Here is a 14445-nt window from a genome sequence, read left to right on the forward strand (position 1 = left end):
ATCTTTTTGCCCTGAATGCAAGTCAATTTTGCTTTTTTGAAGGTGTTTTTTTCTCGCTGGCGCTTTCCCGCGGCATTTCCCGCTCAATTTGGGCACCAAGTTCCGCCAGCATCTGTGCAAAACCGGCATATCCGCGGTCGATGTAACCGGTGTCGGTAATGCGGCTCCGTCCCCTTGCCGCCAGCGCGGCCACCACCAGTGCCGCGCCTCCGCGCAGGTCCGCAGCCCGTGCACACGCGCCCTGCAGCTGCCGCACCGGCCGGATGTCCAGTGTGCGTCCCTGCACCTGCACAGCGGCTCCAAAAGCCGCAAAACCCTCTGCACAGCCGAATCTCCGCTCAAACACCACATCCTCGATGCTGCTGGCGCTGTCGGCGGCAAGCATGGCAGCAGCAAGCAGCGGCGCTGCGTCTGTTGCCAGTGCCGGGTATACCCCGGTAAACACTCTGCCCGCGCCGTGCAGCGCGCCCAGCCGGGTAATGACCGCACTTTCCGGCCCTGTTTCTATCCTGCAGCCCATTTGTGCCAGAATTTCCAGCAGCGGTGCATAGGTCTCCGGCCTGCAGCCGGTCAGTTCCACCCGACCTCCTGCCGCCGCGCAGGCACAGGCAAGGGTGGATGCCACGATGCGGTCGGCCATGGGCGCAAAGCTGCAGCTATACAGCATTCGTCTGCCCTGCACCCGGATGGTGCTGGTGCCCGCGCCCTGTACACAGCCGCCGCAGCGGTTCAGGAATGCTGCCAGATCGCTGATCTCCGGTTCTCGTGCGGCCCCGCGCAGGACCGTCTCGCCCTGCGCCGCAGCTGCTGCCAGAAGCAGGGTCTCGGTAGCACCCACGCTGGGGAACCCAAGTGTGATGTCCGCACCGTGCAGTCCGGCAGGCGCTGTCAGGATCAGCCTTGCCCCCTCCTCCCGGCAGTGCACGCCCATCTGCGCAAGGCCGGAAAGGTGCAGGTCCACCGGCCTTGCACCAATGCGGCACCCGCCGGGCAGCACCGTTTCCACCCGGCCAAGCCGCGCCAGAAGCGGTGCGCAGAACAAAATGGATGCCCGCATCCGCGCGGCGGCTTCCGGCGCAAGGCGGCAGGTGGAAGGCACGCCCTGCACCGTGATGTCGCTGCCCTGCCAGCGGGCCGTGCAGCCCGCACCCTGCAAAAGCTCCACGCTGGTGTCCACATCCGCAAGATGCGGCACCTGCAGAAAACGCACCGTGCCATTGCACAAAAGGGCCGCTGCCAGCAGCGGCAGCACGCTGTTTTTGGCTGCCGGGATGTGTACTGTGCCGTTCAGCGGCATGCCGCCTGTGATGATAAGATCTCCGCCCATGCAAAAAGCCCCCGTTCCGCAAAAGATACCTCATGCTATGCGGCGCGAAGGCTTTTTGTTTATTTTGTCTGCAGTTGTGTCATTTGTTTGTCCGGTTATTTGTAGCTGCGTCGGCAGCGGATGCTGTCGTTTTATGGCAGGGAACGCCCGGTTTTATGTCTCCCCGCGGGACACCGACAGCACGATGCCCATTTCGCCCAGCAGCATCATCAGACTGGTGCCGCCGGAGGAAAAAAACGGCAGGCTGATGCCGGTATTGGGGATGGTGTTGGTGACTACCGCCATATTCAGCACTGCCTGCAGGGCCACCTGCACCACAAAGCCCACTACCAGCAGCGCACCGAACCGATCCGGTGCATGCGCCGCCAGCGTGATGCCCCGCCACAGCAGCAGTGCAAACAGCAGGATCACCGCGCAGGCTCCCACAAAGCCAAGCTCCTCGCACAGGATGGAAAAGATGAAGTCGTTCTGCGGTTCGGGCACGAACAGGTGCTTCTGGCGGCTGCTGCCAAGGCCAAGGCCCGCCGCACCCCCGGAGCCGATGGCATACAGGCTCTGGATGGTCTGGTGGCCGTCGCCCAGCGGGTCGGCAAAGGGGTCCAGCCATGAGCTGAGACGGCTGGCCGCGTAGGGCACAAGGTCCGGCATAATGATGATGGCAGCTCCAATGGCCGCTGCACCGCCCGCCCCGGCCAGCACGAACCACTTGAGGCCGGTGCCGCCCACGAACATGAGCACCGCGCCGATGCCCAAAATAAGCACGGTGCCGGAGAGGTGCGGTTCCAGCAGCATGAGCACCGCCACCGCTCCCAGCACCAGTGCAAAGGGCAGCACCCCCACCGCAAAGCTGCCCATGCGGTCGTGGTTGAGCGCAATGATATGCGCAAACACCAGCACCACCGCAAATTTGGCGATCTCGCTGGGCTGCAGTGTGCCCAGGCCCGGCAGCACCAGCCAGCGCTTGCAGCCGTTGTACTCCGGCATGAACAGCACCGCCGTCAGCAGTACCATTGAAAGCGCCAGCAGCGGCCATGCCAGCTTGTGGTAAATATGGTAGTCCACCCGGCTTGCCACCCACATGGCCCCGATGCCCAGCGCAGCATACAGCAGCTGCGGCCGCAGGTAGGCAAAAGCATCGCCCCGCCGGTACAGCGCCACTGCACTGCTGGCACTGCCCAGCATTACAAGGCCAAAGCCCACCAGCGTGAGCACCAGCACCAGAAACGGCAGGTCCATGGCCGGCAGATGCCGCAGCGGCAGGCCGCGCTTTGCATGGGCAGCAGCTTTGTGCATCCGTATCACCTCCGTTCCTTTATTGTACGCGGCGGCGGTGCCGGTTAGTCATAGACCCGGCGCACCGGCGCATACACTTGCCCAGAGAAGGAGGTGCCTGCCATGCCAAAACCGGAGCCGCGCCCCTTGCGCACCCTGCCGGAACGGGCATTCCATGCCCGGGCACGGCTGGTGGCCGCGTTGATGTGCTGCGTCTGCTTTGCGGGGCTTGCCGCGCGGCTGGCGTATCTGCAGCTGTTTTCAGGCGACTGGTATGCGAGCCGTGCCCTCGGCCAGCAATTGCGCGATACTGTGGTGCCTGCCGACCGGGGCCGTATCTACAGCGCCGACGGTGTACTGCTTGCCGCCAACAGCAGCTGCTGGACATTGCGGGCCTCCCCGCGCGAGATGCCGGAGGAAAAGCTCAGCCTTGCCGCGCAAGGCCTTGCGGAAATATTGGAGCTGGACGAAGCGAAGCTGCTGGAAAAATTCAGTGACCGCACCTCCAACGACTGCCTTTTGCGCTACCGCGTGGAGCGCGACACCGCCGACCGCGTGCGGGATTTTTGTGAAGAGAACGGCATCACCGGCATCCGCATCAATCAGGACTCCAAGCGCTGGTACCCGGAGGGGGAATTTCTGGCCAGCGTGCTGGGCTTTACCAATGTAGACAACGCCGGTGTGAGCGGGCTGGAGCTGAAATATAACGATGTGCTCACCGGGCAGAATGGTGTGGTGCTCACCGCCGTCAACGCTTGGGGCTACACACTGGAGCAGAGCTACGAGACCGAAAAAGTGCCCTTGGAAGGCAGCGGCCTGCGGCTGACTGTCGATGCCAACATCCAGCATTACCTTGAAAACGCGCTGGATTATGCGGTCAAGGAGCATCATGTGGCGGCGCGCGCCGTGGGCATCGTGATGGACGTGAACACCGGGGCCGTGCTGGCCATGTCCACCACGCCTGCCTACGACCCGAACCAGCCGCGCGTGATCTACGATGCAGCCGCCCGCAAGGCCGTGGATGCCCTTACCGGCAGCGAGCGCGCTGCCGCCCTGCAGCTGGCCCAGCAGACCCAGTGGCGCAACAAGGCCGTCAGCGACCTGTACGAGCCGGGCAGCGTGTTCAAGCTCATCACCTGCGCCGCCGCGCTGGATGCCGGGGCTGTGAGCAAAAACTCCACCTTTTACTGCGGCGAGTCCATCTCGGTGGCGGGCACACGGTTCCACTGCGCCAACCACAAGCGCCACGGCAGCCAGACCGTGACCCAGGCGCTGGAAAATTCCTGCAACCAGAGCTTTATCCAGATCGGCGCGCGGCTGGGCAAGGAAGCCTTCTGCGATTACTTTGCCGCTTTCGGCCTGCGGGAGCCAACCGGGGTCGATCTGCCCGCCGAACCCAAAAAGAGTCTGTACTACACCGCCGACCGCATGGGGCCGGTGGAGCTGGCCTCCTGCGCCTTCGGCCAGAGCAGCAAGATCTCCTATATGGAAATGGCCGCAGCCGTGTGCGCTGTGGTGAACGGCGGCAGGCTGATGCAGCCTTATCTTGTCAGCGATATCCTGAACCCGGACGGCAGCATTCTGCAGCACACAGAGCCGGTGTGCAGGCGGCAGGTGATCAAACCGGAAACTTCTGAAACCATGCGTGAGATGATGGAAGCCGTGGTGCTCTACGGCGGCGGGCGCAATGCCCGCATCCAAGGCTACCGGGTGGGCGGCAAGAGCGGCACCAGCCAGAAGCTGGACAGCGCCGACGAAAAAGCCCGTATTGCCAGCTTTGTGGCCGTGGCTCCCATCGACGACCCGCAGTTTTTGTGTCTGGTGTGCTTGGACGAACCCCACAGCTGGACGACTGCCGGCGGCAGCCTTTCAGCCCCGGTGTGCGCCGAGGTTCTGGAACAGACGCTGGTGTACAAGGGCGTGCCCCGCGCCGTGGAACCGGAAACCGATACCGATCCCGCCCAGACCGCTGCCGACCTGCCCGCCGACGGTGACAGCTTTGACGGGGCGTAAGCAAAAAACGGCCCCGGAAAGGTCTTCCGACTTTCCCGGGGCTGCAATGTTTTTTTGTTTAATTCTGCTGCGGCTGCTCGCGGAAGACGATCTCGCCGGTCTCGCTGTTCATGGACTCCACAATGGCAAGGCTCTCCAGCTGGATGCCCTTGCTGCGGATCAGCTCGCCGCCCTGCTGGAAGCCCTTTTCCACAGCAATGCCGATGCCCTCCACTGTGGCACCGGCCTCCTGGGCCAGATCCAGCAGGCCCATCAGGGCACAGCCGTTGGCAAGGAAATCGTCAATGATCAGCACATGGTCTTCCGGGGTGAGGAACTTTTTGGAGACGATCACATTGTAGATCTTTTTGTGGGTGAAGGACTGGATCTTGGTCTCGTAGTTGTTGTAGTCCAGATTGATGCTCATGGACTTTTTGGCAAATACAACCGGCACGTTGAACTCGCTGGCCACGATGGCTGCAATGCCAATGCCGCTGGCCTCGATGGTGAGCACCTTGTTGATGGGCTTGCCTGCAAACAGGCGCTTCCACTCCTTTGCCATCTCCCGGAACAGCGGAATGTCCATCTGGTGGTTGATAAAGCTATCCACCTTGAGCACATTGCCCTCGCGTACGATACCATCTTTGCGAATACGATCTTCCAGCATCTTCATAGTGCAGCAGTTCCTCCAACCTGATCTTTTCCATGCCCATGCGTTTGCAGCGCATATTTCTCTTTTTATTTCACTTAGTATACCGGATGCTCTTTCCTTTGGCAAGAGGTTTTCTTGATAAATTTATAGGTTTTCCGCTCTTGTACTTTTTACAGATTCGAGTATACTGTAGTTAATATAAGGTGTGTCCGGCATCTGTGCACCGGCACACAGGAGGGGAGAGCATATATGAAAACGGGTCTTGTGCTGGAAGGCGGTGCCATGCGCGGCATGTTTACCGCCGGTGTTCTGGATGTCTTGATGGAGCATGGCATCGTGCTGGATGGTGCCATTGGCGTTTCGGCCGGTGCGGTGTTCGGCTGCAACTACAAGTCCCATCAGATCGGCCGTGTGATCCGCTACAACACCCAGTATTGCAACGATAAGCGCTACGCAAGCTTCGGCAACCTGCTGCGCACCGGCAACCTGTACAGTGAGCAGTTCTGCTACCACACCGTGCCGGAAAAGCTGGACGTGTTCGACGCAAAGGCATTTGCAGAGAACCCCATGGACTTTTTTGTGGTGTGCACCGATGTGCGTACCGGCGACCCCATCTATCACAAATGCCGCACCGGCGATGCCGAGGATATCCAGTGGATGCAGGCATCCGCTTCCATGCCGCTGGCGGCCAAGATCGTAAAGATCGGCCATTATCAGCTGCTGGACGGCGGCATTGCCGATTCCATCCCCGTGCGGTTCTTCGAGTCCATCGGCTACAAACGCAACCTCATTGTGCTGACCCAGCCCAAGGGCTTTGTGAAAAAGAAGAACAAGATGCTGCCCGTCATCCGGGCACGCTACATGCGCTACCCCGCTTTCGTGGAAGCCGTTGCCGACCGTCACGAGCGCTACAACGAAACGCTGGATCACATTGCCATGCTGGAGCAGACCGGCAAGGCGTTCGTCATCCGCCCGCCCATCCCGCTGGAGATCGGCTCCATGGAGCGCGATCCGGTCCAGCTGCGCCGCGTCTACGAGACCGGCCGTGCCGTTGCCGAAATTCAGGTGGATAAGATCGCCGCCTTTGTGAACGAATCCAAAGCTGCAGCGGAAGAGTAACGGCGGCACAAACAGATATCCTACATGTGATGTTTTCGCGGCATCACGAAAATGTTAACGTCAACAAAATTATGGTATAGCAGCAGCCCCGGTGAGCCTGACGGTCCATCGGGGCTGTTTTTGCGCCGTCTTCAACGACATCGCCGCAGCTGTTCGAATCCACCTGCCCAGTGAGTTTAGCCCTGTCGCAAAACAAAAACCTCAGCGTACTTTCATACGTTGAGGTTTTTTGGTGGGCGCGGGTGGATGTCGCGAGCCGCGCTGCTAAAAACAGCCCACCGGGCTGTTTTTGCGCCATCTTCAGCGATGTCGCCGCAGCTGTTCGAATCCACCCTCGAGAGTGAGACTTAAGATGCCGGGCAAAACAAAAACCAGCGTAATTTCTACGCTGGTTCTTTTGGTGGAGCGAAGCAACCTAAATCCGAACCATTGCCCTCTGGGGCATCTTTGGCGGCGATTTCATCGAAAGTGATGGTTTTTGTGCCGTCTTTGTAGTTGAATGTAATCAAAACTTTTTCATCATAGAGATAAACAGCATTCACGAATGTATTGATAAGCGTTTCCCGGTGGCTTTTCACGTTCGGGTCGAGCTTGCGGAACCGGGTCAGCCAGAACCGAACCTGATTTTCACTCAACCGAGGCCGAGCGATTTTTTCTTCGGCGATCCGAACTTCAAGTTCTTTCTGCTGGGCTTCCAGCTTTTCCAAACGTAATTTGGTGGAGTTGGTCAGCACACCCGCCTGGATAGCGTTCAGCATATTCTCAATGCCGTTCTCCACCTCGCGCATCTGCTTTTCCAGCAAAGGGAGTGTGGTGTTTTCCTGATCCTGCAACTCCATCACTTCCGCAACGATGGCATCAATCACGGCATCGTCTTGAATCAGCTTCATGGTTTCAGCTACGACCAAATCTTCCAGCCATTCCTTACGGACGGTCTTTTTCTTGCAGGTCTTGAAACGCTTCGCGGTGGCGCACTTATAATAATGATGAACGACCTTGTTTCTACCCGTACCGCACTCGCCGAACATCATCGCGCCGCACATTCCGCAGAACAGCTTGGTGGTGAGCAGATAATCGTCCTCGGCCTTGTGACGGGCAGGAGCGCGGCTGTTCTTCTTGATTTTTTGCTGTACTTCTTCAAACAAGTCCTTGTCCACGATGGCCGGGATGCTGTCGGGCATCACAATGTCCTTGAAGTGGTTTTCTCCGATGTACCGCTTATTCGTCAGCAGCTTCTGAACACTGTTGTAGGTGAACTTCTGGTTGCGGTTGGTGGTCACGCCACTGTCGTTCAGCCAGTTCATCAGTTCCTTCATAGTTGCGCCATCGTTGTACCGCTGAAAGGCTTCTACCACAAAGGGAGCTTTCAGCGGGTCGACTTGAAAGAACTTCTCCTCATCCACCTTAAAACCAATGGGAATCGTGCCGCCGTTGTACTTCCCCTTCAGAACATTCTCAGTCATGCCGCGCACGACCTTTTCAGAAAGTTCTGCCGAGTAGTATTCAGCCATGCCGGTGAGCATACTCTTGACCATGATACCCGCAGGGCTGTCAGAGATAGGCTCCGTGGCAGATACCAGCTTGACATGATTTCGTTCCAACTGATACTCATAGTGCGCTGAATCGTAGCGGTTCCGGGCAAAGCGGTCGAGCTTCCAGACCAGCACAATATCAAACAACCGCTTCTCGCTGTCCTTGATCATCTGCTGGAAATCCGGGCGGTTGTCGGTTTTGGCGGAAAGGGCGCGGTCAATGTAGTGCTTGACCACGGTAATGCCGTTCTTTTCGGCGTAGGCCGTACACTCGCGAATCTGACCTTCGATGGATTCTTCACGCTGGTTATCGCTGGAATAGCGAGCATAGATCACGGCGGTCATGCAAACACCCCTTTCACTTCATTCTCCGCAGGCGGCGCACAAGGTCGGATGCACTATACAGCACACGAGCCACCGACACGGTATCCTCGCCCACAATGTAGAACACCGAGTAGTTGTCCACCAGCATCTGCCGCAGCCCTTGGGTGCGCTCTGGTTCGCTTTCCACCAGCGCGCAGCGTTCCGGCAGGATGTTCAACGACTGGATGGCTTCAGCAATGCGGTTATACTGCCCCATGGCCGTATCAGGTTCCAGCAGACGGTCAGCAATGTAGCTGTAAATCTGCTCCATATCACTGAGGGCTGCATGGGAAATTTTTACGTCATACTGCTTCATCTGTGCTGTTCCCTGAACTGTGCGAATGCGCTTGCAGCATCCACGGTATCACCGTTCTGGATTTCCTTAATGCCCACCTGCAAGGCTGCATGGAGCTGGTCATCGGTCATGGTATCGGCGTTCAGCGCCGCAGGAGCTTTCGGCAGGGACAGCGAGAAGGGGATGCCGCCCGTCAGGGTGATCTGGCGCAGGTACATATCAATGGCAGTTGCCATCGGGATACCGAGCTGCTTCAGTACATCCTCGGCTTGCTGCTTGACAGTAGGGTTGACACGAAGATTCAGTGTCATCGTTTTTTCCATGGTTATCACCTCAGTCTCATTGTAACGCATTTTGCGTTGCAAGTCAATTCGAGGTGAACGCGCAAATGAAATTCTCCATATCGCACAATATATTCATCGTTAAATTGTTCAAAGCGCGGGATATTCACCCTCTATAATAAATTCTTGGAGTGTGCCTAGCTTTTGCTGAGTAGTAAGTTTGAATATTATCTCTCTTGGCTGCGACCATGGCAGACTAGAAGATTGACCTTTAATGAAAATAGGATTACTGCAATCGAATACTGTATATCGTATCAAACTGATAGGGGTCAGATAACAAAACCTTTCCATTGGAAACTACCACAATATTTTCGCCTTCTTCAATTTGCGATAGCTGAATATTTCCTTTTAAGTATTCCGAAGCTCCCTGAATGAGATAGTAATCATTTGTACCGTACAGTTGATTGGGAGCGGTTGCATAGATAGAATTATCGCTTAAATCCACCTTTGTTACAGTAAGTTCCGATTTTGTCCTCTCCCACGGATGCAACAGGAAACCGCCTATAAGAATTGCTAGGGCCAAAGCTATACCAAAAGCAGTCAATTTCTTACTTGATTTCGTCATTTTAAGCACCTCTTCATCATAGCTCCATTTGAATTTTCTGAACGTCACATTTTTTCCGAACGATTGCAGCTATAAGAATCACATCAATGGTATCATGATTATTGGCTTCTCTGTTTGAATAACGAATTTTAAGCCTGCTTTATTTCATCTGTCCACAATTCTTTTCAAAATCGTATAGCTGCACATAAATTTCCAGAAAACTTGTAGCACAATCACAATTTTTCTTTTCACTCAGATAAACCACCACGGCAGTTCCAGCCACAGGTTATCCATATCCCCCACCGGCTTGACGGCATTGGTTTGAGTGACCGAACATCAAAATCAAGTCATGGAGGCTCGCATATTGAGCAATCCATTTTCTTTCCACTGCATCATAGGGATAACCGGAATTCCCCAGCATCTCTTTTATTCAGGATTTTTCTACTGAAATCCGGATTCCAAATCCTCCCTCTGAGTATGCAATGCTTATCCATGTTTCATCTTTTCTTAGCAAAACGCCTGTCGAAACGCTTTCTGAAGCCGATGCCTCTTCAGCGTATCCTAAGGTTTTCAATTGGTCAATATATTTTTGTATTTCTTCTTCAGAGATATTATTATAAAAGATTGCATAATACCCAGCATTAGAACCATCCAATATATATTCTATCGTTCCACTTTCCGGCTCACAAATAAGCCTAGTGTATTCATTATCCGGCCAAACTGAAGTATAAATACATTTTACATCAGACGGATTGGTTCCTCCATGTGTAGCAAATTTTCCCTGACCTGAAAAACGAATGCAAAGAAAGACCAATATCAAAACTATAAAGGCAACCGCCATACTGCTAAAAAATTCCAATTTCTTATTCATTTGGCTTGCTCCATAATTCAAACGTACAAAGCCACGATTCTTTTCTTTCGACTCTAAAGAATCGTGGCTTTTATGCGAAATTGTTCTTTTTCATCCTCGGTCATCTCAAGTGGAACGCCGTGCAATGTGTCCACAATATAGGACGAAATTTTAGCGAAGTGCTCGTCAAAATCAGTGGTATCTTCGTTGGTCATATTTCTGTTCTACCCTCATTATAAGCTTTCCGGTCTGCTTAAAGTTACAGCTTTCAGCGTAAAGCTTCCGTAGTTTTTAATGCTAAACGATAGTTATCGGACTTTTCCACAGCTTTTGCAAAACCGTTCGGAAGAATCATTTAAGTTCCCACAGTCTGGGCAATACCATCTTTCATCCGGTAGCGGATCAATTGGCGAAGGTATTTGGCTTTGAAATTATTTTTTTGAAAAATCTCTGTACTGATTTTCGTTGATTGTCCAGTAAGGATCACCTCCATTTTTAACAATTTCTTCAATGAAATTCAGTATATTTCCAACACATATAAATTCATCTGTTGAGCAACAGTCCCCCGCATAAAGATACTCTTTTTCTATGTCATCCACGTTAATGACAATATCATATCCCATCCAATATCCAATTTTCCATGCCGACCTACATAATAAATTATCATTACTAAAATGGAACGAAAGAATTTCTTGAGCATCAAATAAACAATAGTCTCCGCTATGATAGAGAGTCAGTCCATTACATTGCTTCAGAAATTCAATATAATCAGCTGGAATATGTCCCATTTCTTTTTTTAAGTGTTCCAATATCATATCATTGGTTGGTGGATTTAATAGAGCATCTAAATGCGCATGATTCAGATGCTCTATAACTTTATCTAAACCATTCATTCCAGGCTACCCTTTTTTTAATATTGCGCCCACCATGTAGTAAATTGAGCGTGAGTTGCTTTTGGAAGGGAAATCAAATTGCTATTCACACTTTTTCCACCATATTTCAAGGGCTTTATAAATGCACGTCATTATCTCTATTCCTCTGGAGTGGATTTATCTCCCAAAATATTGAGCATTAACACAACGCACAAAAAGAGAAACGATAAGATATAAGGTTGAACATATCTTTCCTCATCTAAACACAATTTATTGCCTGATTGAATAACATTCACCTTGGTGAAACAGTCTGTATAGCTATAACTTGTTCCTTCTGAGAAAGGCATCAGCTGGGATAAATCATATCGATTCCCTATAAAGAAACGTTTTGCCGTTATAATGTAATATTGCTTTCCATCAGTTAGTAAAAAATCAATTGAAGACTTCGATTCGGTCGATTTACAATCAACAAGAGTTAACACAGAATTTGAAACGCTTTCAAAATTTTTATTTGATAACACTTGCAATTTATCAAAAGAATACGGAAATCTTACGATAGAAATTAGCCATAGCAATATTATAATAGCACCGAAATGTCTGAAACATTTAACAATCTTATATTTTTTAGTTCCACGCATAATAAATTCAAACTATGTAAAAATAGTCCTATCCTTCAACGCTCTCTGACATTATCGATTCATATAGAGATGTACTCAACGTATCTATATCATCGGAAAGAGGTTTTCCAAGATTGTAAATAAAACTTTGAAACAGTTCAATTGTCTGTTCACTAAATGCCGGACGTGACTCAACATTCTTCGATATTTCAATCAATTTGTTGGCAATATCGTTAAAATGAGAAATTTCATCATAGGATGTTACTTGAAGCAAAACGCTAAGTTCATCTGCATGCTCTTTGGTCTCGCCCAAATCAATGGGGTCGGAATAGTACAAGTCTGAAAAAAGCATGGACATCAAAACAGATACTTGTGTATCGATCTGTTCTTGGTTGAATTGAAGCTTTTGGTAATCTTTGTACATATTGCTAAATTTCATTCCACATAGAATTATAAGCACTGCAACGACACCTATAAAACTATAACGAACAATCCTTGCTTTCATTGACGGCCTCATTTATTTAGAGCAAATGTAATGGTAGGATTATTTCCGATTTCAAAAAAGTTTTTCTAGTAATATTTTTCATAAAAGAATCTCCTTACATTATCTGCTGGTGTTTCCAGTAATGGTTTCGCTCCGTCCATCATCCATCATAATAGCTATTTATTTTTAAGATTCACTTTTATCCTGCATCGGAATCACCTCCATGCAAACTTTTATGCATTTACCTTCCACAGGAACTTCTGCTTAGTCATTCTTATTGCTGCAGATCGGCTCCATCCTGTAAGCACCCCAAAAGATGTACGTAAAGCCTCTTGCCTGCATATTTAAGAGAAAGCGGATATGCTCTTTTACCATTGATTTGAATGTAGCCATTTTCAGAAACCGTTATGCGAATATCTGGCATTCCGTCCATTGTTTCACCAAAAGCTATCGTGAGTTCATTGAGTGCACCGCTATCACCAGAACCACCAGCATAATCAGTGACAAAATATGTCTGCTCAAAAGTTTTGGCAATATCTATATATGTCAGGTCATCCTTTTCAAATAGCCAAGACTGGTCAATTTGAGCACCATTAGTGTCTACTGTAAGATGGTATGCTGATACTATCCTGCATTGTTTCAATGGACGTTCTATTATCACAAAGTGAGTGACTTTTATACAAATCAGTATGACCACCAAAATCAAGGTCACAGTCATTGTGATTACTTTTTCTTTTTTTCTCATCATAAATAGACAATACACCTCCAATCTTTTGCTCCTAATAGGAGCTTTTGCTTAGTCAACGTAGCTCGCCTTATGTTTGTGACAGCTTTTTTGAAAAAATCTCTGCTTTTCGTTAAGTTTGTACGCTTATACAAAGAAACTCCATGTTATTTGTTGATTCTAACAAATAACATGGAGTTTCATATTAAAATACGTTTTCAGCAATTTTCATAATCTCATCTCGTGAAATGTTTCCCATAATCGTGTTTGAAACGCCTCCTTGCTCCCAGCTTAAAATATAAACGGTGTCTCCGTTTTCGCTTGCACTCGTTCCCAAAGTTGCATCTGCTTCTCCGACCTTTACGGTTTCGTACACTGTATGCTCATTATCAAATAGGGACTGCTGCCCCGGCTGGATAATTGAACAACGGACAGTGTAGCTTTCCTCTGTTTCTTTTGACGAGTAAACATGTAAAAAGTTTTCTGCTCGTTCAAATTTCTGCGCATCGTCCATTTCAAAGCCGTCCGGCACATAATGATCGCTGTATCCATCCGGTAATCGTTCCAACGGTTCGCCGTCCACTTGATACGTCAGCTGCATCTCAATGGGCAGGAACTTCTGAATCATCGTGTAGACTGCCTTGCGGAAGTCTGCGCTTACTGCAAGTGCGCCGAGAGTTAAAATTACCAGCGTCATGGCTGCAACAAGCACTCGTTTCAGCACCGGACGGCGTTTATGCAATGCCGCTTTCAGGCGAGCATCCCATCGGAACGTGTCCGGGTAGCGTTCTTTAAGCTGTGCCGGAGTTGGCAGCTCGTCCAGTTCTCTTTGTGCATCTGCACGGAGTGCCATCATCAACGCTGCATCAAAAGAAACTTCTGTCCGCTCACTCATGGCTGTTCAACTCCTTCCACAATAGTTTTCTTCCACGGAAAAGCCGCATCCGAACCACTTCATCCGTCAGTCCAAGCGATTCGGCAATCTCCCTGTTGGTGCAGCCCATTGCCAAAAGGCGCAGCGGATCACGATACATCGGCTTCATCTGTCCGATCAGTTCTGTCAGGTGTTGGATGTTATCGGTGCTGACTGCTGCATCATCCGGCACCGGGGCATCATCTGGTGCGTCCGGGACTTCTTCCAGCGGTTCTTCTCGCTGCTTGCGAAGCATATCGTAAGCACGGCTTCTACTACAACTAACGAGATAAGCAGCGAGTTCGTGACAGTTTTCTCGATGAATTTTAGAAAAATTTTTGGCAACGTACAAAAACACCTCTTGCAGTACATCTTCTGCCAGATACGAATCGCCCATAATTTTGTAAGCAGTATGGTAGACCAGCCGCTTGTAGGTATTGTATACATCTACAAATTGTTCTTCACCGCTCTGGTCATCCAGAACTGCCAGATACATTGCCAGCATTTTCGCTCACATCCCTCTTATCGGGAGGAATTATGTCAATTTG

Annotated in this window: 16 protein-coding genes; 2 read left to right on the top strand and 14 right to left on the bottom strand. The window is 51.1% G+C overall.

Annotation, left to right across the window (positions count from 1 at the left end):
* Window positions 1–22: 22 nt before the first annotated feature.
* The gene (locus ACGHUK_RS09840) at window positions 23–1327 is read right to left on the bottom strand and encodes a UDP-N-acetylglucosamine 1-carboxyvinyltransferase (protein ID WP_223389249.1); all 1305 of its coding nucleotides are present in this window, start codon (window positions 1325–1327) and stop codon (window positions 23–25) included.
* A 153-nt stretch (window positions 1328–1480) separates the two neighbouring features.
* Window positions 1481–2620 (bottom strand): FtsW/RodA/SpoVE family cell cycle protein, encoded by a 1140-nt coding sequence (locus tag ACGHUK_RS09845; protein ID WP_097781606.1) that lies wholly within the window; start codon window positions 2618–2620, stop codon window positions 1481–1483.
* A gap of 102 nt (window positions 2621–2722) precedes the next feature.
* Between ACGHUK_RS09845 and ACGHUK_RS09850 the strand changes: the two genes are divergently transcribed.
* Complete coding sequence (locus tag ACGHUK_RS09850; RefSeq protein ID WP_223389246.1) at window positions 2723–4612, top strand: penicillin-binding protein 2; 1890 nt, start codon at window positions 2723–2725, stop codon at window positions 4610–4612.
* A gap of 58 nt (window positions 4613–4670) precedes the next feature.
* On the opposite strand, the gene ACGHUK_RS09855 is transcribed toward ACGHUK_RS09850, so the two are convergent.
* On the bottom strand, window positions 4671–5264 hold the full coding sequence (locus tag ACGHUK_RS09855; RefSeq protein WP_005944437.1) for a xanthine phosphoribosyltransferase: 594 nt from the start codon (window positions 5262–5264) through the stop codon (window positions 4671–4673).
* A 228-nt stretch (window positions 5265–5492) separates the two neighbouring features.
* Here ACGHUK_RS09855 and ACGHUK_RS09860 point away from each other — a divergent pair, with 228 nt between their 5' ends.
* Window positions 5493–6362: a patatin family protein gene (locus ACGHUK_RS09860; RefSeq protein WP_097775237.1), complete on the top strand. Its 870-nt coding sequence runs from the start codon at window positions 5493–5495 to the stop codon at window positions 6360–6362.
* A 383-nt stretch (window positions 6363–6745) separates the two neighbouring features.
* Here ACGHUK_RS09860 and ACGHUK_RS09865 read toward each other — a convergent pair whose 3' ends face one another.
* From ACGHUK_RS09865 to ACGHUK_RS09915, 11 genes are all read right to left on the bottom strand, one after another.
* Window positions 6746–8239 carry a recombinase family protein gene (locus ACGHUK_RS09865; protein WP_390574224.1) on the bottom strand — a complete coding sequence of 498 codons (1494 nt, stop codon included), beginning with the start codon at window positions 8237–8239 and terminating at the stop codon, window positions 6746–6748.
* Window positions 8240–8252: 13 nt separating this feature from the next.
* On the bottom strand, window positions 8253–8573 hold the full coding sequence (locus ACGHUK_RS09870) for a type II toxin-antitoxin system RelE/ParE family toxin (RefSeq protein WP_112090862.1): 321 nt from the start codon (window positions 8571–8573) through the stop codon (window positions 8253–8255).
* The gene (locus ACGHUK_RS09875) at window positions 8570–8875 is read right to left on the bottom strand and encodes a type II toxin-antitoxin system RelB/DinJ family antitoxin (RefSeq protein WP_035393314.1); all 306 of its coding nucleotides are present in this window, start codon (window positions 8873–8875) and stop codon (window positions 8570–8572) included. The genes ACGHUK_RS09870 and ACGHUK_RS09875 overlap by 4 nt, the downstream gene beginning before the upstream one ends.
* A 244-nt stretch (window positions 8876–9119) precedes the next feature.
* Window positions 9120–9458, bottom strand: coding sequence for a hypothetical protein (locus tag ACGHUK_RS09880; RefSeq protein ID WP_015538141.1), 339 nt, complete (start codon window positions 9456–9458; stop codon window positions 9120–9122).
* 409 nt (window positions 9459–9867) lie between these two features.
* Window positions 9868–10308 carry a hypothetical protein gene (locus ACGHUK_RS09885; RefSeq protein ID WP_005929376.1) on the bottom strand — a complete coding sequence of 147 codons (441 nt, stop codon included), beginning with the start codon at window positions 10306–10308 and terminating at the stop codon, window positions 9868–9870.
* Between the two features lie 287 nt (window positions 10309–10595).
* On the bottom strand, window positions 10596–10706 hold the full coding sequence (locus tag ACGHUK_RS09890) for a zinc ribbon domain-containing protein (RefSeq protein WP_112122216.1): 111 nt from the start codon (window positions 10704–10706) through the stop codon (window positions 10596–10598).
* A 12-nt stretch (window positions 10707–10718) separates the two neighbouring features.
* Window positions 10719–11180, bottom strand: a complete 462-nt coding sequence (locus ACGHUK_RS09895; RefSeq protein ID WP_146746961.1) for an SMI1/KNR4 family protein — start codon at window positions 11178–11180, stop codon at window positions 10719–10721.
* A 645-nt stretch (window positions 11181–11825) separates the two neighbouring features.
* The gene (locus tag ACGHUK_RS09900; protein WP_112122215.1) at window positions 11826–12281 is read right to left on the bottom strand and encodes a hypothetical protein; all 456 of its coding nucleotides are present in this window, start codon (window positions 12279–12281) and stop codon (window positions 11826–11828) included.
* A gap of 253 nt (window positions 12282–12534) precedes the next feature.
* Window positions 12535–13008, bottom strand: a complete 474-nt coding sequence (locus ACGHUK_RS09905; protein ID WP_055186022.1) for a hypothetical protein — start codon at window positions 13006–13008, stop codon at window positions 12535–12537.
* A 181-nt stretch (window positions 13009–13189) separates the two neighbouring features.
* Window positions 13190–13879 (bottom strand): DUF4367 domain-containing protein, encoded by a 690-nt coding sequence (locus ACGHUK_RS09910; RefSeq protein ID WP_390574227.1) that lies wholly within the window; start codon window positions 13877–13879, stop codon window positions 13190–13192.
* Complete coding sequence (locus ACGHUK_RS09915) at window positions 13872–14402, bottom strand: RNA polymerase sigma factor (RefSeq protein WP_097785869.1); 531 nt, start codon at window positions 14400–14402, stop codon at window positions 13872–13874. The genes ACGHUK_RS09910 and ACGHUK_RS09915 overlap by 8 nt, the downstream gene beginning before the upstream one ends.
* Window positions 14403–14445: the final 43 nt, after the last annotated feature.

It is taken from the genome of Faecalibacterium sp. i25-0019-C1 (assembly GCF_042854225.1).
Taxonomy (GTDB): Bacteria; Bacillota; Clostridia; order Oscillospirales; family Ruminococcaceae; genus Faecalibacterium; species Faecalibacterium taiwanense.

Coding starts and splice junctions, on each gene's coding strand:
- ACGHUK_RS09840 (WP_223389249.1), bottom strand. CDS start 1,327: ATGGGCGGAGATCTTATCATCACAGGCGGCATGCCGCTGAACGGCACA.
- ACGHUK_RS09845 (WP_097781606.1), bottom strand. CDS start 2,620: ATGCACAAAGCTGCTGCCCATGCAAAGCGCGGCCTGCCGCTGCGGCAT.
- ACGHUK_RS09850 (WP_223389246.1), top strand. CDS start 2,723: ATGCCAAAACCGGAGCCGCGCCCCTTGCGCACCCTGCCGGAACGGGCA.
- ACGHUK_RS09855 (WP_005944437.1), bottom strand. CDS start 5,264: ATGAAGATGCTGGAAGATCGTATTCGCAAAGATGGTATCGTACGCGAG.
- ACGHUK_RS09860 (WP_097775237.1), top strand. CDS start 5,493: ATGAAAACGGGTCTTGTGCTGGAAGGCGGTGCCATGCGCGGCATGTTT.
- ACGHUK_RS09865 (WP_390574224.1), bottom strand. CDS start 8,239: ATGACCGCCGTGATCTATGCTCGCTATTCCAGCGATAACCAGCGTGAA.
- ACGHUK_RS09870 (WP_112090862.1), bottom strand. CDS start 8,573: ATGAAGCAGTATGACGTAAAAATTTCCCATGCAGCCCTCAGTGATATG.
- ACGHUK_RS09875 (WP_035393314.1), bottom strand. CDS start 8,875: ATGGAAAAAACGATGACACTGAATCTTCGTGTCAACCCTACTGTCAAG.
- ACGHUK_RS09880 (WP_015538141.1), bottom strand. CDS start 9,458: ATGACGAAATCAAGTAAGAAATTGACTGCTTTTGGTATAGCTTTGGCC.
- ACGHUK_RS09885 (WP_005929376.1), bottom strand. CDS start 10,308: ATGAATAAGAAATTGGAATTTTTTAGCAGTATGGCGGTTGCCTTTATA.
- ACGHUK_RS09895 (WP_146746961.1), bottom strand. CDS start 11,180: ATGAATGGTTTAGATAAAGTTATAGAGCATCTGAATCATGCGCATTTA.
- ACGHUK_RS09900 (WP_112122215.1), bottom strand. CDS start 12,281: ATGAAAGCAAGGATTGTTCGTTATAGTTTTATAGGTGTCGTTGCAGTG.
- ACGHUK_RS09905 (WP_055186022.1), bottom strand. CDS start 13,008: ATGATGAGAAAAAAAGAAAAAGTAATCACAATGACTGTGACCTTGATT.
- ACGHUK_RS09910 (WP_390574227.1), bottom strand. CDS start 13,879: ATGAGTGAGCGGACAGAAGTTTCTTTTGATGCAGCGTTGATGATGGCA.
- ACGHUK_RS09915 (WP_097785869.1), bottom strand. CDS start 14,402: ATGCTGGCAATGTATCTGGCAGTTCTGGATGACCAGAGCGGTGAAGAA.